General features: G+C 61.5%; 17 protein-coding genes. 7 read left to right on the forward strand and 10 right to left on the reverse strand.

Features of this window, described 5'->3' with window-relative positions; translation table 11 throughout:
• Positions 1–33 precede the first annotated feature (33 nt).
• The 5 genes from CK498_RS03615 to CK498_RS03635 form a co-directional block, all read right to left on the reverse strand.
• Positions 34–333 (reverse strand): nucleotidyltransferase domain-containing protein, encoded by a 300-nt coding sequence (locus tag CK498_RS03615; RefSeq protein WP_095619472.1) that lies wholly within the window; start codon positions 331–333, stop codon positions 34–36.
• An 11-nt stretch (positions 334–344) separates the two neighbouring features.
• The gene (cysQ, locus tag CK498_RS03620; protein ID WP_095619473.1) at positions 345–1169 is read right to left on the reverse strand and encodes a 3'(2'),5'-bisphosphate nucleotidase CysQ; all 825 of its coding nucleotides are present in this window, start codon (positions 1167–1169) and stop codon (positions 345–347) included.
• A 52-nt stretch (positions 1170–1221) separates the two neighbouring features.
• Positions 1222–2988: an SLC13 family permease gene (locus CK498_RS03625; RefSeq protein ID WP_095619474.1), complete on the reverse strand. Its 1767-nt coding sequence runs from the start codon at positions 2986–2988 to the stop codon at positions 1222–1224.
• A gap of 453 nt (positions 2989–3441) precedes the next feature.
• Positions 3442–3792, reverse strand: coding sequence for a nucleotidyltransferase family protein (locus tag CK498_RS03630; RefSeq protein ID WP_095619475.1), 351 nt, complete (start codon positions 3790–3792; stop codon positions 3442–3444).
• Positions 3789–4193, reverse strand: a complete 405-nt coding sequence (locus CK498_RS03635; RefSeq protein WP_095619476.1) for a nucleotidyltransferase substrate binding protein — start codon at positions 4191–4193, stop codon at positions 3789–3791. Before CK498_RS03635 ends, CK498_RS03630 begins: the two co-directional genes overlap by 4 nt.
• A gap of 611 nt (positions 4194–4804) precedes the next feature.
• Here CK498_RS03635 and CK498_RS03640 point away from each other — a divergent pair.
• A complete protein-coding gene (locus CK498_RS03640; RefSeq protein WP_176475697.1) occupies positions 4805–6706 on the forward strand; it encodes an autotransporter outer membrane beta-barrel domain-containing protein in 1902 nt (633 codons plus the stop codon).
• A gap of 272 nt (positions 6707–6978) precedes the next feature.
• On the forward strand, positions 6979–7488 hold the full coding sequence (locus CK498_RS26485) for an RpnC/YadD family protein (protein WP_229358956.1): 510 nt from the start codon (positions 6979–6981) through the stop codon (positions 7486–7488).
• A gap of 101 nt (positions 7489–7589) precedes the next feature.
• Here the strand turns inward: CK498_RS26485 and CK498_RS03650 are convergent, their stop codons facing one another.
• Together CK498_RS03650 and CK498_RS03655 are read right to left on the reverse strand one after the other, a co-directional pair.
• Positions 7590–8054, reverse strand: a complete 465-nt coding sequence (locus CK498_RS03650; RefSeq protein ID WP_095619478.1) for an REP-associated tyrosine transposase — start codon at positions 8052–8054, stop codon at positions 7590–7592.
• A gap of 566 nt (positions 8055–8620) precedes the next feature.
• Positions 8621–9544, reverse strand: coding sequence for a LysR family transcriptional regulator (locus CK498_RS03655; RefSeq protein WP_095619479.1), 924 nt, complete (start codon positions 9542–9544; stop codon positions 8621–8623).
• A 176-nt stretch (positions 9545–9720) separates the two neighbouring features.
• Between CK498_RS03655 and CK498_RS03660 the strand changes: the two genes are divergently transcribed.
• From CK498_RS03660 to CK498_RS03680, 5 genes are read left to right on the forward strand one after another with little or no spacing between them, the layout of a single operon-like run.
• Positions 9721–10686: a Bug family tripartite tricarboxylate transporter substrate binding protein gene (locus CK498_RS03660; RefSeq protein ID WP_095619480.1), complete on the forward strand. Its 966-nt coding sequence runs from the start codon at positions 9721–9723 to the stop codon at positions 10684–10686.
• Positions 10687–10746: 60 nt separating this feature from the next.
• Positions 10747–11250, forward strand: a complete 504-nt coding sequence (locus CK498_RS03665; RefSeq protein WP_176475698.1) for a tripartite tricarboxylate transporter TctB family protein — start codon at positions 10747–10749, stop codon at positions 11248–11250.
• A gap of 27 nt (positions 11251–11277) precedes the next feature.
• Positions 11278–12750, forward strand: coding sequence for a tripartite tricarboxylate transporter permease (locus CK498_RS03670; RefSeq protein ID WP_095619481.1), 1473 nt, complete (start codon positions 11278–11280; stop codon positions 12748–12750).
• 31 nt (positions 12751–12781) lie between these two features.
• On the forward strand, positions 12782–13963 hold the full coding sequence (argE, locus tag CK498_RS03675) for an acetylornithine deacetylase (protein WP_095619482.1): 1182 nt from the start codon (positions 12782–12784) through the stop codon (positions 13961–13963).
• A gap of 1 nt (position 13964) precedes the next feature.
• Positions 13965–15215, forward strand: a complete 1251-nt coding sequence (locus CK498_RS03680) for a Zn-dependent hydrolase (protein WP_095619483.1) — start codon at positions 13965–13967, stop codon at positions 15213–15215.
• Positions 15216–15544: 329 nt separating this feature from the next.
• Here the strand turns inward: CK498_RS03680 and CK498_RS03685 are convergent, their stop codons facing one another.
• Genes CK498_RS03685 through CK498_RS03695 form a run of 3 tightly spaced genes read right to left on the reverse strand, consistent with a single transcriptional unit; the run spans position 15545 to position 19046 of the window.
• Complete coding sequence (locus CK498_RS03685; protein WP_095619484.1) at positions 15545–17146, reverse strand: toxin-antitoxin system YwqK family antitoxin; 1602 nt, start codon at positions 17144–17146, stop codon at positions 15545–15547.
• A 38-nt stretch (positions 17147–17184) separates the two neighbouring features.
• Positions 17185–17658, reverse strand: coding sequence for a DUF805 domain-containing protein (locus CK498_RS03690; protein ID WP_095619485.1), 474 nt, complete (start codon positions 17656–17658; stop codon positions 17185–17187).
• The gene (locus CK498_RS03695; protein WP_095619486.1) at positions 17655–19046 is read right to left on the reverse strand and encodes an AAA family ATPase; all 1392 of its coding nucleotides are present in this window, start codon (positions 19044–19046) and stop codon (positions 17655–17657) included. The genes CK498_RS03690 and CK498_RS03695 overlap by 4 nt, the downstream gene beginning before the upstream one ends.
• Positions 19047–19049 lie beyond the last annotated feature (3 nt).

The following is a 19049-nucleotide window of genomic DNA, read 5'->3' on the forward strand; positions in this document are numbered from 1 at the left end:
ACTTTAGGCGCTCTTGCTGCTCATAAGATGTTTTCACAGAGCAATACCTTGTGCTTTGGCGACACGATGAATTGCAGCTTTAGGCATATTGGGTGCATCAAGAAGGATATCGATTTTTCTATCCCCTAACTGCTTGATAATTTTGGCCTGGAGTCTTGCAACATCCCAAGCTGGACGTTCAACAAATGTATCTACTTGTACCAGCAAGTCTATATCACCACCTCTTGCCGCATCATCCGTTCGTGATCCAAACAGTACGACCTGTGCATCTGAGCCAAAAATATCCTTAGTGGCAGATTTAATAATCTTAATATCCTTTTCGCTCAGCCTCATGACACTACTCCCTACTGCAAGCTGGCACGCAGCGCGCTTTCCCAGCGCTCGTCGCGCTGCCCGCAGACGATGAAGAACGGGTTGAGCACGCTCTCCTGCTGGTTGCAGCGCAGTGGTTCGAGGGTCTCGACGTTGAGCACCTCACCGCCAGCGGCGGTGACCACGGCCTGGGCGGCGGCGGTGTCCCATTCGCTGGTGGGGGCCAGGCGCGGGTAGAGGTCGGCGTTGCCTTCGGCTACCAAGCAGAGCTTGAGCGAGCTGCCCATGGAAACGCACTCATGGGCAGGCAGGCCGGCGCAGAAGGCCTCGAAGGTCTCGGCGCCGTGGCGGCGGCTGCCCACTACTTTCCAAGGTGCAACTTCGGGGTCGGGCAGTTCGCGTACCTGGATGTTGGCATAGATGCCCTGGGCGATCTTGAAGGCCTCGCCACCTACCTGGCCCACCCAGGTGGTCTGCAGCACCGGGGCGTAGACGATGCCGAACACCGGGACGCCCTCTTCGATCAGCGCCACATTGAGGGTGAACTCGCCGTTCTTGTTGACGAACTCCTTGGTGCCGTCCAGCGGGTCTATCAGCCAGTAGCGCTGCCAGGCCTGGCGGGTGGCATAGGGAATCTCGGCGGACTCTTCGGAGAGCACCGGCACCTCGGGGGTGAGGTCTTCAAGGAGTGCGACCAGCGCGTGGTGCGAGGCCATGTCGGCCTCGGTGAGCGGGCTCTGGTCGTCCTTGGTCTCGACGCTGAAGTCGCGGGCATAGATGGCCATGACCTCGCGGCCTGCGGCATGCACGCCCTCAATCAGGCGGGCGCGTAGTACGTTCGATACGAAAGCGGTCAAGGAAAGGGCTCCTTAGTATTCGGGCGTCGGGCTCGTTGCGGGCAGCTCGTGGCTAGAACCCCCACACCAGGGGGATCAGCCCCACGGCGGTGGCGCCGACGATAAGGCTGAGCGGCGCGCCGAGGCGCAGGTAGTCGGTAAAGCGGTAGCCGCCGGGGCCCAGCACCATCAGGTTGGTCTGGTAGCCCAGCGGGGTCATGAAGCTGGCCGAGGCGGCGAACATGATGGCGATGACGAACGGCATGAAGCTGACGCCAAGCTGCTCGGCCACCGCCACGGCGATGGGGAACATCAATACCGCGGCGGCGTTGTTGGTGATCAACTCGGTGAAGATCACCGTCATCACGTAAACCAGCGCCAGCGCGGCCCAGGGCGCCAGGTCGTCGATCAACAGCAGCCACTGGGCGACCTGGGCGGCGGCGCCGGTGGTGGTCATGGCGGCGCCCAGGGCAAAGGAGGCAGCGATGACCACCAGCACCGAGAGATCGACGTAGCGGCGTGCCTTGCTGGCGGTGATGCAGCGCGTGGCGAGCATGGCGCCGCCGGCCAGCAGTGCGGCCTCGAGGATGCTGAGCAGCCCAGTGGCGCTGGTAATCACCATGCCGGCGAGAATCCCCAGCGCCAGCGGTGCCTTGCGAAAGTCTGGCGGAGTGGAGTCGTTGAGCGCGCTGACCAGCAGGAAATCCTTGCGGTAGCGGTACTGGTCGACGAAGTCCTGGGTGGTCTCGAGCAGCAGGGTGTCGCCCACCTGTAGCGTAATCGCGCCGAGCTTGCCGGGGATGCGCTTGCCGTGGCGTGAGATAGAGATGATCACCGCCTGGTAGCGCGAGCGAAATCGCGAGGCCTTGACGGTCTGGTTGAGGCCGCCGAAGTCGGGGCCGATCACCGCCTCTACCAGGCAGCGCTTGTGGTGGGCGATGTCGAGCTTGTGCACGTCGCCACTGGCGGGCTGCAGGCCGTTGACTCGGCGCAGCTCGCGGGCGCACTCCGGCGCGCCGATGAAGATCAGGATATCGCCGGCCATCAGTTCGGTCTCCGGCGGTACCGCGGTGAGCAGCCGGCCGTGGCGTTCGATATCGGCCAGGTAGCCGTGGGTCAGGCTGCGCAGGCCGGCATCGGCGATGGTCTTGCCCACCAGCGGCCCTTTCTCGGCGACGATCACTTCCACCGCGTATTCACGCGCCTGCTCCAGCTGTTCCAGCGCCCCTTGGCGGTCGGGTAGCAGGCGGTCGGCGAACAGGTAGAGAAAGGTGCCACCCACCAGTACCAGCGGCACGCCAACCCAGGCCAGCGAGAACATCGAGAGGCCAATGCCCTTCTGGCTCTGCAGCAGGCCATCCACCACCAGGTTGGTGCTGGTGCCGATCAGCGTGCAGGTGCCGCCGATGATGGCGGCATAGCTGAGCGGCAGCAGCAGCTTGGAAGGCGGCAGCTTGAGGCGTGCGGCCCACTCCTGGATGGCGGGGATGAACATCGCCACCACGGTGGTGTTGTTCATGAAGGCACTGAGACCGGCGGTCGGCAGCAATACCCGCAGTTGGGCCTGGCGCAAGCGTGCGGGCTGGCCTAGCAGCTTGTGGGCGATCCATTGAATAGCGCCGGTCTCCTTGAGGCCGGCGGCCAGCACATAGAGCACCGCGATGGTCATCACCCCGGGGTTGGAGAACCCCACCAAGGCCTCGCCGGGGCTGAGAATGCCGCTGACGATGAGAAAGCCCATGGCACCCATCAGGATGATATCCGGGGCGATGCGCGTTAAGGCCAAGGTACCGAGCACCGCCACTACCGTGGCGAGGGTGATGACTGCAGAAATTTCCATTCAGTGAGTCGCCATGCGGTCTGTCATGTCCTGAGGTAGGCAGGTGGTGTAGCACGTTGGGCAGCGCTGCGCGCTGCAATCGCGAATGAATTCGCTCCTACACGGGAGGTATTGCCTCTTGGTTAATGTAGGAGTGACTTCAGTCACGATGGGGTTGCTCTACCCCGGTAGCGCTGCGCGCTGCATCGCGAATGAATTCGCTCCTACACGGGGGGTATTGCCTCTTGGTTCATGTAGGAGTGACTTCAGTCACGATGGGGTTGCTCTACCCCGGCAGCGCTGCGCGCTGCATCGCGGCTGAAGCCGCTCCCACACTAAGGGCGGCGCCAATGCCAATGTGGGAGTGACTTCAGTCACGATGGGGCTGGGTTGGCCCAGCAGCGCTGCGCGCTGCAATCGCGAATGAATTCGCTCCCACACTGGGGTGGCGCCAAGGCCAATGTGGGAGTGACTTCAGTCACGATGGGGTTGGGTTGGCCCAGCAGCGCTGCGCGATGTGTTTGCCATGTCAACATCAAAGCGCTGCCCGACACGGCTGATGTGGTCAAGCAGTGCATCGCTGTCGATCTCGTCGTACCTGATGATATCGAAGAGATAGGGCGTATTGAGTTGGTCCAATCTATCAAGCAGCCGAGACAGATCGACATCGGTGATCTTGCCGAAAAGCACCAAGTCGATATCCGACCCCGCACGACTAGTGCCCTTGGCTCGCGAGCCATAGATCAGCACCTTTTCGACGCCGGGCGTCGAGGCCAGCACTTGGCGGATATCGCTGAGCGCCTCTTGCGGCAGGCCGAATGTCACAGCCGCTCTTCCATGCTCTGCTTGAACTGCCGTAACGCCGGATAGTACCGGTCCACGATCTTTCTGAACTCGGCCTCCAGGATGCTCTGCCGGTAGGCGTGCACCGTATGGTTCCGGGTTTCAATCATGTCCATCCAGGCTTGCCCGTTCTCTACCAATCCCACGTTGAACGCCTTGCGTGCCGCGCTGCGCGAGCCGGTAATGTTCTGAATACCCTCATATTCCAGGTAGTCCTTCATGACCTTCCAGGCGAGCTCGTGAGTGAACTCGAAGCGCTGGATGATGCCTTCCTTGATGATGTCCAGCGTGGTGTCGCCGTACTCGTCAATGGCGCTCTCAAGCTGTGTGAAAGCACTCACAAAATTAGTAAAGCGTTGTTGCCAGCGGATATCGTCGGGCATGGTGGCCTCGTTGCACTCATGATGGCGCTATTTCGGCAGTGCTGCGCGCTGCAATCGCGAATGAATTCGCTCCCACACTGAGGCAAGTGGGCTCTACCGCTCGGGCACGCTACCGCCCGGGGATTGTGAACGGACGCTTTCCCGGGCCCTTTGGTCGGCAGTGTGCCGGCAGAGCGAAAAGACGCCATAGCAGGCTTGCCTCCCGTCCCTGGGAGAGGTCTGCCCTACTGATCCATGCCCTCGTCATGAGGTCCATGACTCACTATGCGCCTTCCGTTGCCGCTGGCCTATCAATGTTGGTGGCCATCCCATCGCATAGGCTGTGCTGCGCGATGCGAGACGCCACTATTCTAAGGAGTGGCGCAAATCTGCTCCAGCCGCCCCCCGTAGCATTTTGTTGAACGTCTAACTTTAGTTGTGCCCGCAAGGATACAGGCTGCATGAGTGGAGGCAAAGCCAAGTCTATCAGTCACTTATACATTCACCAAGGTATGCTCCTTGCGTACAAGAAAGGCAGCGCATGCCAGGCATGCAGGTGGCTAAAGTCAGCCATTCCTCAGCCGATACTTCACACACAGCGATATAACAACACCGTATACTCAGAGAAGCTCATGCAGCCATCCATTGGTACTTTCCGCCGCACCCTGCTCGCCGCCGCCTGTGCCGCCAGCGCCCTCACCGCTCATGCCGATGTGCTGACCGAATTTACCTTGACAGCAGACAACGCCGAGATCGGCGAGGTGGGCTTCGAGCAAACTTTTTTGACAGATAGACAATTCAATGACGGAGGCTTCAGTGTTGGCTCGACGATCTATCGTTATGCCTCACAAGGCTTCACGCCCGATACCGCTGGCGAGTATATCTTCGGCCAGACCTTTGCCCCCTTCGATAGTGCGATGATCGTCTACCTGGGCAGCTTTGATCCCGAGTCCCCGGGCGAGAACCTGCTGGCATTCAATGACGACAGCACCCTGCCACCCAGCAACGACTGCAATCGGCCTGGTAATACCTCTACGGTCCGCTGTCCGGCCGTTCAGGAAAGCCTCGACCGCGGCCAGCAGTACACGGTGGTCATCCTCTCCTACACCCCGTCCGATAACGACTTGGTCGACTTCCCGCTGTCGTTCTTCGTGCTTGGCCCGGGTGGTGTCTTACTAGAGGAGGCGCTCCCCGAAGAGATCGTCGAGGAAATTATCGAAGAAGTTGCTGCCTTGTCGTTGTTCGAAACTCCGGTTACCAATAGCCCGAGCCAACCCGGTGGCGCATACCTGGACCGAGTGGTGAACCAGTTAATGCAGCGCGATCCGGATGGCCCCCTGCTGCAAGCGCTGGCGGCATTAGCCGACTTGGACGATACCCAGCGCGCGCGTTTCGTGCAAAGCATGAGCTCCAATGTGTCGCGCAGCGGGACACGAGATGCCAATGTCAGCGCCAGCCGCAGCATGCTCAACACCCTGGGCAAGCGTTTTGCCAGCACCGGCATGGGTGGCCAGATGGGGTCTAACCTCAATCTCACTAGCACCCTGGCCGGCAACACCGCTCAGCAGCAACTGGAAGGCTGGCAGGCCATGGGTGGGCATGGCGTGGATGCCAGCATCCTGCGCTACGGCGACCACGAGTCCGTGGATGGCCTGCTGGGCATGGCGTCACAGCTCTCACACCAAGGGGCGAGCACGCCCGGCCAGTTCAGCAGCTGGGCTGAAGGCTATGTGAGCAAGGGCAGCGGCGACGGCTACGACTTCCGCACTTACGGCGCGCTGCTGGGCATGGATCGCTGGCTGAACGAGGCCTGGCTCGCCGGGCTGTTCATGGGCGTGGGCCAGGGTCGCGTACAGGGCGACGATGCTGCCAATGCGCGCACCGAGATCGACAGCGTCAGCGTGGGTGCTTACACCGCCTGGCGGCGCGATGCGGTGATCCTGGATGCCACCCTGATGGCCGGCTTCGGCGACAACGAGCACCGCCGTGAGATTGCCGGCACGACCACCGAGGTGGTGGAAGGCAGCAACCGCAGCGAGGACATGACCCTGGCGCTGGGCGCCAGCTATGTGATCGATCTCGATAACGACTGGGAACTAGTGCCCAATGCGCGGCTGATGCACAGCTGGCTGCATCAGACCGCCTACACCGAACACGGCGACTCGTCGCTGAGCATGGAATACGGCTCGCAGCGACAGAACGTGTGGCGCACCAGCCTGGGGGTGGATGCCGGCCATGTGATGCGCCGCCGTGAAGCCAGCGTGATTCACCTTACCGGCGGCCTGGCCTGGGGCATGCGCGACCAGTCTGGGGGCGCCACCCAGGCCTCGCTCAGCGCCGACACCGGCGGCGGCAGCTTCGTGATCACCCCGGATAACCGCAGCGTACACAGCGCCGATGTGACCACCGGCCTGAGCTGGGAGCGCGAACTGCAGGGCCACAGCAGCGTAGCCATCAGCGGCCAGTACGAAGGCTCCTTCTCCGGCCGCGAAACCGAACACGGTGCGCGCCTGGCGGCGGCCTATCGCTGGTAACCCAACCGGCAGCGCTGCGCGCTGCAATCGCGAATGAATTCGCTCCTACAGGAGGTATCTCGCCGAGGCCTATGTAGGAGCGGCTTTAGCCGCGATGAGCTTGCCTACCCGGCAGCGCTGCGCGCTGCAATCGCGACTGAAGTCGCTCCTACACGGGGTGGCGCCAAGGCCAATGTAGGAGAGGCTTCAGTCTCGATGGGGTTGCTGGAGTGGTATTCTGCTGCAACGCACATATACTGTATATATAGTCAGTAAATTACAGATGGTGCCCCATGGCCAGCAACCACCACGATACCGGCTACCTGATCGACGAGGGGCGCTATACTGATGAGGAGCTGTTGGAGCGCCACACGCCACTCAGCGGTGTGTTCGGCATCGAGAACGCCACGGCCGACCGCCACGCGCTGCAGCAGGCCGTTGACCGCATCGTGGCGATCATTCAGAACGATCCCCACAAGGAGCGTACCGATGCCATCATCACCCGCTGGCTCAAGCGCCATCTGCAGTGGCTTGGGGCGGGCGTCAACCTGAATCGGCTCAACAGTCTGGTAGAGGACAAAGATATGCTGGCAGAGAAGTTGGAGAGCTGGGCGAAAAGAGAGCGCCAAGAAGGCCGTCAAGAAGGACGGCAGGAAGGTCGGCAGGAAGGCCGCCAGGAAGGTAGGCAGGAGACGGCCCGCAATTTGATCTCCCGCACCGAGATGGACGATCAGATGATTGCCGAGATTTCCGGCCTACCGCGCGAGGTCATCGCCGCACTGCGCGCCGAGGCCCAGCGCTGAGGCGTTAACCGGCAGCGCTGCGCACTGCATCGCGAATGAATTCGCTCCCACATGGGAGTGGCGCCAAGGCCAATGTAGGAGCGGCTTCAGCCGCGATGGGGTTATAGCCACTTGGCATCCCATAGCGGATATTGCCCGATATTATCCACCAGCCCTGCTCTTAATGGATTGGCCACGATATAGCGTGCAATGCTGCGTAGGTCTTCCTCACCACGTAACGCTCGATCATGGTAGCCAGGCTGCCATACTGGGCCACGTCGATTGAGATAACCGTTGATGGCTCGTGCCGAGCGCCCTTTCAAGCGCCGCACCACAGCACCCAGCTCCGTGTATTCAAGTACGAAAAGCCAGTGCAGATGATCTGGCATGACCACATAAGAGAGCGAAGAGACCCAGCCATCCTGCTCCAGTGCCTGCATTTCCTTCACCACACACCTTGCCGGCGGCCAGGAGCTCAATAGCGGCAGTCGTTGTTGCGTACACGTGGTTATGAGATAGACATGGTGCTGCAGCGAGACACGTCCGCGACGCAGCGCTTGGCTATGGGGCTGAGTTGTAGAGCCCATGTTGAAACATCCCTACTTCTTTTTTATTAGCATAGTCGGTTTTAAGCCGTCGCTAGCCGCGATGGGTTAGCCTGCCTGGCAGCGCGGCGCGCTGCATCGCGACTGAAGTCGCTCCTACACGGGGGCGGGGGCCAAGGCAAATGTGGGAGCGGCTTCAGCCGCGATGGGGTTGCCCTACCCCAGCAGCGCTGCGCGCTGCAATCGCGACTGAAGTCGCTCCTACACGGGGGCGGGGGCCAAGGCAAATGTAGGAGCGGCTTTACCCGCGATGGGGTTGCCCTACCCCAGCAGCGCTGCGCGCTGCATCGCGACTGAAGTCGCTCCTACACTGGGAGAGGCGCCGAGGTTAATGTAGGAGCGGCTTTACCCGCGATGAACTTGCCTGCCTGGCAGCGCTGCGCGCTGTATCGCGACTGAAGTCGCTCCTACACGGGGGCGGGGGCCAAGGCAAATGTGGGAGCGGCTTCAGCCGCGATGGGTTAGCCTGCCTGGCAGCGCTGCGCGCTGCATCGCGACTGAAGTCGCTCCTACACGGGGGCGGGGCCAAGGCAAATGTGGGAGCGGCTTCAGCCGCGATGCAGTGGCTTGAGGATGCCCATTTCCTTGAGGGTGTCGATCTCTTCATGAATCTCGTCGCAGAAGGCGTCGGCGACCTTGCTTAGCGGGCGGCTCTTGGACTTGAGCAGCGCAATCTCCCACTCGATGGCGGGATCGAGCGGCTTGGATACGACCGATGTGCCGTGCAGCAGCAGTTCGGCGATGGGGTCGACGACGGCAATACCCACGTTACGGTCGACCAGCGCGCAGACCCCTCGCATGTGTCTGAGCTCAGCGGCGATATGCCGTTTGATGTCGATGGCTTGCATGATGTAGTCGACCCTGGCGCGCAGCGGGCTGTCGGCCATCAGCTCGACGAAGGTCTGGTTTTGCAAGTTGACGATGGGCACCACCGGGTCGCCCGCCAGCTCGTGGCTGCGATGCATGATGCAGCGTGCGCTGCAGCGCGCCAGACTGGTGACGCTGGCGCCGTAGGTATCGGCCTCGAGAGTGATGCCAAGCGCCACGTCGCAGGTGTTGTTGTCGATCATCTTGAGCAGTTCCTGCAGCCCGGCATCGACCACCCGCACCCCAACCTTGGGGTGGCGCTCCTTGAAGCGTTTGATCACGTCGAGCAGGAAGGTGTCGCAGAAGATCGGCTGGGCTGCGACCACCACGCTGCCCAGTTGGTTGTTGGAGATCGCTTCGGCATCTTTCTGGGTATCGCGGATGCTGGCCATCAGCCGCAGCACCGAGGCGTGGTAGAGAAACGCCTCTTCGGTGGGCGCCAGCTGGTTCCTGCTGCGCTTGAACAGCGCAAAGCCCAACTCCTCCTCCAGGCCGCTCAACAGGCGGCTGACCATCGACTGGCTGATCGCCAGCGCCTCGGCCGCGGCCTTGGTGGTGCCGTGTTTCATGAAGGCATCGAAGGCTTCGATCTCCTTGAGTTTCATAAGCTCTCCTGGCGCTTTATGACAGGGAAGCGGCATGCAGTATTGCGCCACCAGTAGAATCAATATGCATAGCAAGGCATTTTTTTGCAATGTATTTCATACCCGCCTATGCTGAAACGGCTCGATAGCTCGCTCCCCAGGTGAGCGTCTGCCACAACAACATGAAGGAGACGAACATGAAACGTGCCTTGAGCCTGGCTGCAGCCACCCTGCTGGTGAGCTGCGCCGCCAATGCCCAGAGCTACCCGTCGGAGTCGGTCACCCTGGTGGTGCCCTACGGCCCGGGCGGTGCGTCCGACCTCGCCGGCCGTGCGCTGGCCGAGTCGGCCCGCGAATTCCTCGGCGAGCCCATCACAGTGGTCAACCAGTCCGGCGCTGGCGGCATGACCGGCGCGCGGGACGTATCGCGCTCCGACCCCGATGGCTACACCCTACTGCTGGCCCGCGTCGGCATGGCGCTATCCCCCGCCGTCAACGCCAACAGCAGCGTCGACTGGGACGAATACACCTTCCTCAGCGCCCTCGAAGCTACGCCGATGATCCTGGCAGTGGCCGACGACTCGCCCTATGAGAGCGTCGAGGAGCTGCTGGAAGGCATCGAGAGCAATCCCGGCGCCATGAGTTATGCGGCCTCCGGCGCTACCGCCATCGATGGCTTCACCGTGCAGACGCTGCTCTCCGACGCCGGCATGGATCCGCTCTCCGCGGCGACGCTGGTGCCGTTCCGTGGCGGCGGTGCGCTGGCTACGGCGCTGCTCGGCGGCCATGTGGACTTCCTGGCGATTGCCGCCGGCTCACTGATGCCGCATATCGAGAGCGGCGACATGCGCCCGCTGATGGTCTATTCACCGCAACGCATGGATAGCCTGCCGGACGTGCCGACCGCCGAGGAGCTGGAGTACGAACTGGCCGGCCAGGTTGTCGGTTGGAGCGCGCTGTACGGCCCGCCCGATCTGCCGGAAGAGGTGGTCAACACCTGGGACGAGGTGCTCGAGCAGGTCGCCGAGAGCGATAGCTGGCTGAGCCGCGCCGACGACCGTGGTTCGATCTCGACCATCGGCAGCGTCGATATGGCGACCTATGCCCAGGAGCAGTACGAGTTCTATCGCGGCCTCGCGGAAGAGTTCGGCTACCTGGAGTAACTCGGCGACGCTCTGGCGTCCGCCGGCTAACTGAACCATGACAGGCATCGGGAGGGGCATATGGGTATTGCACGCGGCGTGATCATAACGGCGCTGTTCGGGTTCGTGCTGTGGGTATTGATCCCTATCTATGTGCCCCGCCCCAGCTTCATTCCGGGGTTCGCTCCGCCGCCCGACATGTGGCCGCGGACGGTCTCGATCATCGGCATGGTACTGGGGCTGTTGCTGCTGGGGCTGTCGTTGTCGAAGAAGACCCAGGCCATCGCCGACCCGGAGGACGCCGGCTCGATCCGCGGCGACACGCCGCTGCCCACCCTGCTGCTACGTTTCGGCTGGTCGGTACTGGCGTTCGCGCTGTTCGTCGCCGCGGTCTCGCTGCTCGGCTTCCTGCTGGCCAGCATCCTGCTGCTGGTCGCCATGCTGGTGCTCACCGGTTATTGGCGTAACAGGTGGGTCGCGCTGATCGTTGCCGTTGCCCTGCCGCTACTCCTCTACCTGTTCTTTTCCAGCGCGCTCAATACGCGCTTTCCCACCGGCAGCCTGTTAAGGGCTCTGGGCGTATAACGCACCGCGTATTACAGGATCGACACCATGCTCAATGACCTGTTGATTGCCTTTCAGGCGGTCGCAACGTTCGAGAATTTCCTGATCATGGCCGCGGGCATCTGGGGCGGCGTGATCATCGGCGCCATCCCTGGCATGACCGGCACCATGGCGGTGACCCTGGCGCTGCCGTTCACCTTCTATATGCAGCCGATCCCCAGCATTTTGCTGCTTGTCGCGCTCTACAAGGGCTCGACCTATGGCGGCTCGGTCTCGGCGATCCTGATCAAGACGCCGGGCACCGCCTCGGCGGCCTGCACCACCCTGGATGGTTACCCGCTGGCGCGCCAGGGCAAGGCCGGCAAGGCGCTGAATATGGCGCTCTACTCGTCATGTACCGGCGACTTCATCTCCAATATCTCGTTGATCTTCATCGCCGCGCCACTGGCCCTGCTGGCGCTGCGCATCGGCCCGCCGGAGTACTTCATGTTGATGGTGTTCGCGCTGACCACTGTGGCCGGGGTCTCGGGGCGCTCGCTGCTGCTGGGGCTGGTCTCGGCGTGCCTGGGGCTGCTGCTGGCCACCGTCGGTGAGGACATGTACGGCTCGTTCCGCTTCGATCTTACCGTCGACATGCAGGGCGGCCTGGCGGTGGCGCCGGTGCTGATTGGCCTATTCGCCATCCCCGAGCTGCTCAAGATCGTGGTGTTCCGCAATACCGAGGCACAAAAGCCGATGCAGCTGGGCGACAACAAGGTGACCCGCGCCGAGCTGCGCCGCTCGCTCAAGTCGATGCTCAAGGGCAGCATGATCGGCGTGGTGATGGGGGCGATTCCGGGTATCGGCCCCTCGGCGGCGGCGTTTTCGTCCTACGGCGAGGCCCAGCGTAGTTCGAAGCATCGCGAGAATTTCGGCAAGGGCGAGGTCGAGGGCATCGCCGCCTCGGAGTCGGCCAACAACGGCTGCTGCGGCTCGACGATGATCCCGCTGCTGGCGCTGGGCGTGCCCGGCGACGTGATCACCGGGGTGATGCTCGGCGCCTTCATGATCCACGGCATGACGCCGGGCCCGATGCTGTTCGAGAACAACCTTCACGAAGTCTACATGCTGTTCATCGGTATGCTGTTCTCGTCGATCCTGCTGTTCGGCGCCGGCAAGGCGACCATGCGCTTCTTCTCGCATATCTCGCGCATTCCGCCGGGGCTGATGGCGCCCATCGTGCTGATCCTGTGCCTGTTCGGCATCTTCTCGATCTCCAACAGCATGTACGACGTGATCGTGCTGTTGGCCATGGGCGTATTCGGTTTCTTCATGTTCCTGTTCGCGATACCCGCGGCGCCCTTCCTGATCGCCTTCATCCTGGGGCCGATGCTGGAGGAGAACCTGCGCCGCGCCCTCGCCATCTCCCGCGGTGACCCGAGCATTCTGGTGTCATCGCCCATCACCTGGCTATTCGCCTCGCTGGCCGTGTTCGTGATCGTGATCACGATTCGCCAGCAGCTCAAGAAAGCCAAGGCCTGATCTCCCCACTCTTTGCCAAGGACTCGACACCATGCATGCCAGTGCCCAGCCCCATCCGCGACTCGATGCCGCCATTTCGCACCTCGCAGACCTGATCGGCTTCGATACCACCAGCGCCTACTCCAACCTGGCGATCATCGCGCATCTGCGGACGTTCTTCGCCGAACTGGGGGCCGAGGTCACGGTACTGCCGGATGCCAGCGGCGAGAAGGCCAACCTGGTGGCGCGGCTGGGCCCCGCCGACGTGCCGGGTATCGTGCTTTCGGGGCATACCGATGTGGTGCCGGCCAACCCCAAGAGTTGGCAGAGTGATCCGTTCTGCATGGAGCAGCGCGGCAGCCGCCTCTACGGCCGCGGCACCTGCGATATGAAGGGCTTCGCGGCCTGTGTGATGGCGGCAGCGCCGGCCTTTGCAGAGGCTGAGCTGAAGCGCCCTCTCTACTTCTGTTTCTCGCACGACGAGGAGGTGGGCTGCCTGGGCGCCCCGGCGATTGCCCGGCACCTGGCCGAACTCGAGGTTCCCCCGGCGCTGGCCATCATCGGCGAGCCCAGCGAGATGCAGCTGATCAACGGCCAGAAGGGCAAGATCGCCATGCAGGTCACGGTGCACGGCGAAGGCGGCCACTCCTCCTTTGCCCCGCAGCACGTCAACGCCGTGGAGTATGCCGCGCGCATCATCGCCATGATCGGCGAGCGATCGCGACGATATGAGCGAGAAGGCCCTTTCGACCATGACTTCAGTGTGCCCCATGCCACTGCCCTGGCCACCATCGTCGAGGGCGGCGTGGCCACCAACGTTACCCCCGATTCCTGCCACTTCATCTTCGAGCTGCGCAGCATCGACCAGGAGGCCGCAAGCGGCGACATGCAAGCGCTCATCCATGAGGTCGAGGCCGCCCTGCTGCCCGAGATGCGCGCCCTCGCCCCCGCTGCCGGCATCGAATGGCAGGAGATCTTCTCCTACCCCGCCATGGGCGACGCCACCCATAGCGAGATGTTCAAGCAACTCGAGCCGATCCTGCCGCCGCGCGGCGGCAAGGTCTCCTACGGCTCCGAGGGCGGCGTGTTCGAAATCGATGGCGGCATCCCCTCGATCATCATCGGCCCGGGCTCGATTCGCCAGGCCCACAAGCCCGATGAGTTCATCGAGATCGACCAGCTCGGCCAGTGCCTGGCGTTCTTCGACGAGCTCGATGCCTGGATGAGGCGCTGACATGACAAATCCGTTGACGATCGATGCCGAGCGGCTCTGGCGCCATCTCGACGAGCTGGCGCAGATAACCGACCCGCAGGTGCCCTGGACACGCCGCGCCTTTACCGAGCGCTATCTGCAAGGCCGCGCCTGGCTGCGTGAGCGCATGCACGAAGCCGGGATGACGACTCGCCTCGACGAGGCCGGCAACCTGATCGGCACCCTGCCCGGCAGCGAGCCGTCGCTGGCGCCGCTGGCCACCGGCAGCCATATCGATACGGTGCCTAGCGGTGGCCGCTACGACGGTATTCTCGGCGTGCTGGCCGGCCTCGAGGCGGTGCGCAGCCTGCAGGAGGCGGGAGTACACCTGCGGCACAGCATCGAGGTGATCGACTTTCTCTCCGAGGAGCCCAGCGAGTACGGCGTCTCCTGTATTGGCAGCCGTGGCATGGTCGGCAAGCTCAGCCCGGCGATGCTCGACTTCCAGGAGCCCGGCGGCGAGCGGTTGTTCGATGCCATCCGCCGCATGGGCGGCGTGCCCGAGGCGCTGGGCGAGCCGCTACGCCAGCCTGGCGCCCTCACGGCCTTCGTCGAGCTGCATATCGAGCAGGGCCGGGTGCTGGAATCCCGCCAGCTGCCGATCGGCGTGGTCAGCGATATCGTCGGCATTCACCGCTACGATATCGTGGTCACCGGCCAGGCCGACCATGCCGGCACCACGCCGATGGATCTGCGCCGCGACGCCCTGGCCGAGGCCGGCGGCTTGATCAAGCATATACAGCAGGAGGCTAACCGCCAGGCCCAGGGCGACACCTACCTGGTCGCCACCGTGGGCCGCCTGACGGTGTCGCCCAACGCCAGCAACGCCATCCCCGAGCGCGTCGAGATGGTGCTGGAGGTGCGCAGCAACGACGCCACCCTGCTCGAGGGGTTCTTCCCACCCCTGCTTGAAGACACCCGGCGCCAGCTCGCCGGCAGCGGCGTCGATATCGACGCCACCCCGCTAAGCGAAGGCCTACCCACCCAGTGCTCGCCCGACGTGCAGGCACAGATTGCCGCCGCCGCCGACTCGCTGGGCCTCGAGCATATGGCCATGCCCAGCGGCGCCGGCCACGACGCCGTCTACATGGCCATGCTCGCGCCCACGGGCATGCTGTTCGTCCCCTGCCGCGACGGCCGCAGCCACTGCCCGCAAGAGTCCATCACCCGCCAACAAGCGGCCGACGGCTGCCAGGTGCTGGCAGAGACGCTGCGGCGGCTGGATCAGCTCTGACTGCTGCGGCCAGCAGCGCTGCGCGCTGCATCGCGACTGAAGTCGCTCCTACACTGGGGGTGGCGCCAAGGGAAATGTGGGAGAGACTTCAGTCTCGATGGGGTTAGTCTACGCCGGCAGCGCTGCGCGCTGTATCGCGAATGAATTCGCTCCTACACGGGGTGGCGCCAAGGCCAATGTGGGAGTGACTTTAGTCACGATGGGGTTGCTCCACCCCGGCAGCGCTACGCGCTGCATCGCGAATGAATTCGCTCCTACACTGGGGCAGCGCCAAGGCCAATGTGGGAGAGGCGTCAGTCTCGATGGGAAACGTTGCAGCGTTTCGATCATCATGATGAGTGATCGTCGGCCATGCTTCCGCACTCCGTATCGCGCTGATCCATGAAGTAAAGGATACGGCCATACTGTTCGCCATCTCGGTAGCTGATACTGCAATACATATCAGCACCGAGGTATTCAGTATAGCGATAAAGATCGGGGATATTGCGATAGTGATATTCATAGCGCCCATTCCCGTCAGGCAGACGATGCGTTATTTTATGGCCATAGCGCGACGAATAAGATAGCCATGCACCAACAGCATTCCCATCTTCCATATGACCTTTGTCAAACAGGAACATATCACCATCAAGAATTCTCATATACACGCCGTTCAACACGCCATGACGGTATTGAAGAAAGCTGATTAGAGCAGCATCTTTCGAATATTCATAATAGTTGCCGTGTAGTTCGCCATCCTCATCATAGTGTTTCCTCACCACATGACCATTCCTACGCGTTTCGATCCAAGTCCCTACCCTGGTGCCATGGTGGTAAATACCTTTCATCACAACATCGCCTACCGTAGCGACCTCACGACCCTCCTTTCTGTAAACCAACACGGCGTTATCAACGTAGGCCCCGTGAAACCTTCCGTCCAGCTTCTCTCTCCTGCTACGCACCACCCTACCACTATGGCTAAACCTTTCCTCCAATGACCAATCGGTATTTTCATTATTAACTCGCCAGGTACGTTGCGTCAGACTCTGATCGTTTCTCGCCAGACTTTCCCTCAACGTACCAGTACCATGGGGCGTCTGCCTGCGCGTCGTGCGCACTTGAATGCCTCCGTCATTATAATAACGAAGACCGACTAGCTGCTCTCCATTTTCGTCATTATACCTCAACTCTACCAAGCCACCCGTGGTAGAGAAACGCTTGTGCACTATCAACGTATCATTACGATAGTACTCGTCAACGCGCAGGCTACCATCGCCTCGATATCTTTGCGCGCCACCATCACGCAGGCCATGGCGGTAGTGGGTAACCGTACAAAGACGTTCATTGTCACAGTAATTTTCTGCCACGCCATGTAGCTGTCCGCTGTGATAATGATACCTGGATATTAACCGCCCCTCCTCGTCATAGGTGAGGCTCTCACCTTGTCTGGAGCCGTTGAGATAGTACCCTTGCTCTTTCAAACTACCGTTTTCATGGTAAGTGGAAAATGATCCATGCATGACGCCGGCAAGAGAAAAATAAATATGTGATAATCCACCACTCTCATGATAGGTAATGGTCATTCCCTGTAGTCGACTACTTTCATCTGCCGTCGCCAACATCATGGTATTGCCATTGGCATGGTATCTCGTGACTTCTCCAACCAGATGACCATCATCCAGAGAAGGCTTATCGAGATATCCTCTGAGCATTTTACTTCCATCTAAATCATATAGATGATATGCCCATCTTTCGCCCTGCTGCTCTAAGGGAGTTATATAACTGTGTGCCTCGCTGGCACTTTCTACCACCTTGCCTCGAGCATCCAGATAGATTCGCTCGCCCACCCCATCATACCCATGATATGAGTATGCCATTATCCCCATGGCCAAGATCACCGTCAGGGCAATCGCTACCACTCTATTCTTTTTCACTAACTTTAAATACAACATGCACTTCCTTGATAAGGCACCACCACTTCGCAGACCTATCACAACAAAGCCAATAACAGAAGGAGCAATGCCATGACGATGGACAGCATCGCATATACCTTCTTGGAATTGGCACTCGAAGCGCGGCCGTAGCGGTTATCACCGGAAGATCCTGGCACCAGCACCAGGGCGAGTAGCAGGAAGGGATAGGCTGGGGCAACTAGGTAGAGCAACATCCACCAACCCGATGCGCCGAAATCATGTAGCCGCCGCGCGCCATGAAACACGTTGATGACGAGCGCCATCAGCGCAATCACGAGCGAGGCCAGGGTGATCATCTGGCCATACTCCAGATAGTACCGACTCCAAAGCACATTGGAGAGCGCGGCAAACAGTACCAAGAAAAGTAGTAGCGTCAACGAGAAGAGCACATAGCGCACCCTGCCCAGGCGGCCCCGGCTTTGGAAAAAACCCTGCCAGACGCCTTCAGGTATCCGCTGGTCGGTCATGTCGTTGGGTTCAGAAACGCTCATTGAATCGATCCATGGCTCTCTAGGTCCAGCGTCGCGTGGCGTACCTCATCGCCTGCCGTCAACGCCATGACGGCTTGTTCCAGGCTCCATTGATCGATGCTGCTGCGCTGGCTACGCACGGCGAGCCTGCCGGCTTCGTTGATGACCCAGGCGACATCGCTGAGTGGCCGATCGGTGAGCCGGGCAGCCAGTTCGTCCAGCGCTAGACCGCGTGCGCTTGGACGCTTGTCCAGCTCATTGGCGAGCATCTCGGCAACGGCTTGCTGGCCGGCATAGCCGACTTCCAGCATGAAGTCGAAACGCCCCCGCCGACGCAGGGCACTATCCAGCGCCTCGGGACGGTTGGTCATGCCGAACACCATGACATTGCGCTGCCCGGCCGAATCGATGAGGCGTAGCAGCTCCGAGATTTCCTCGATCTTATGGTCGTCACGCACGTTCTGGCGGTTTGCTCCCATGGCATCGAGCTCATCCATGATGATCAGGCTCGGCGCGTCACGGGCGGCCTGCTCGAACTCCTGCCGGAGGCGCAGGCTGGTCTGGTGGATGTAGGTGCTACCGACACTGCCCAGGTCGATCTCCCTGACCGGCCAGTCGAGATACTCGGCCAACTGACGAACCGCATAGGTCTTTCCCGAACCGGGCGGGCCATAGAGCAGTACGCCGTTGGGAGGGCTTATCTGCATGGCGTCATAAGCATCCTTGCGGCGGTAGTAATCGACGATGTATTCGTTAAAGAAGGCCTCGAGCCTCGCCTGACCAGGCAGCCTGAAGGGGGCGGATGGCAGTACCTGGCGACTGCCCTCAGAGACCGTTTGCCCAATGCCGAGCACTTGCATGATGCTGGTCACGTCCTGCACGTTCAGCCAGTCATTGAAACGCAGGATCTCTTGAGGCGAGAGACTACCGTCGGCGATCCCTCCCGTGAGCAGCGCCGTCGCCAGGTCACGGCGCTGGCTGGCGCTCTCTGGCTCGCGCTGGGTGGGTAGACATAGCTGCTCTTTGGGCCAGTAGAGCGCCTTGCCCCAATGGCATTCCGGCATCGACCTGAGGGCATGTGCCAGCCGCATCAGGTCACGAGGCGCCATGAAGTCCGCGCGCTGGGGGATGTCCTCGACGGCTAGCGGCTGATGCTGCTTCTGAAACAGACACACCCAGTAGCCATCAGGCCCGTATGCCTCGCTCCAGCAGCTTCCCTGCTCGAGCTTTGGCGCCAACACCTGTTCCCAGGTGCTGGCCATGGCATGCGAATGAGATAACACCAGGGCTACGTGGTCGGCTGGCTGAAGATCGAGAAGTTGGTAGCCGGGCCCTTCATGCATCAGCCCAGCCACTCGATGCTCCTTGCCCAGCGTCGTCATCAGCGGAAACCAGGGGAACGTTGCCATGTC

Origin of the sequence: Halomonas salipaludis, from assembly GCF_002286975.1 — a bacterium.
GTDB lineage: Bacteria > Pseudomonadota > Gammaproteobacteria > Pseudomonadales > Halomonadaceae > Franzmannia > Franzmannia salipaludis.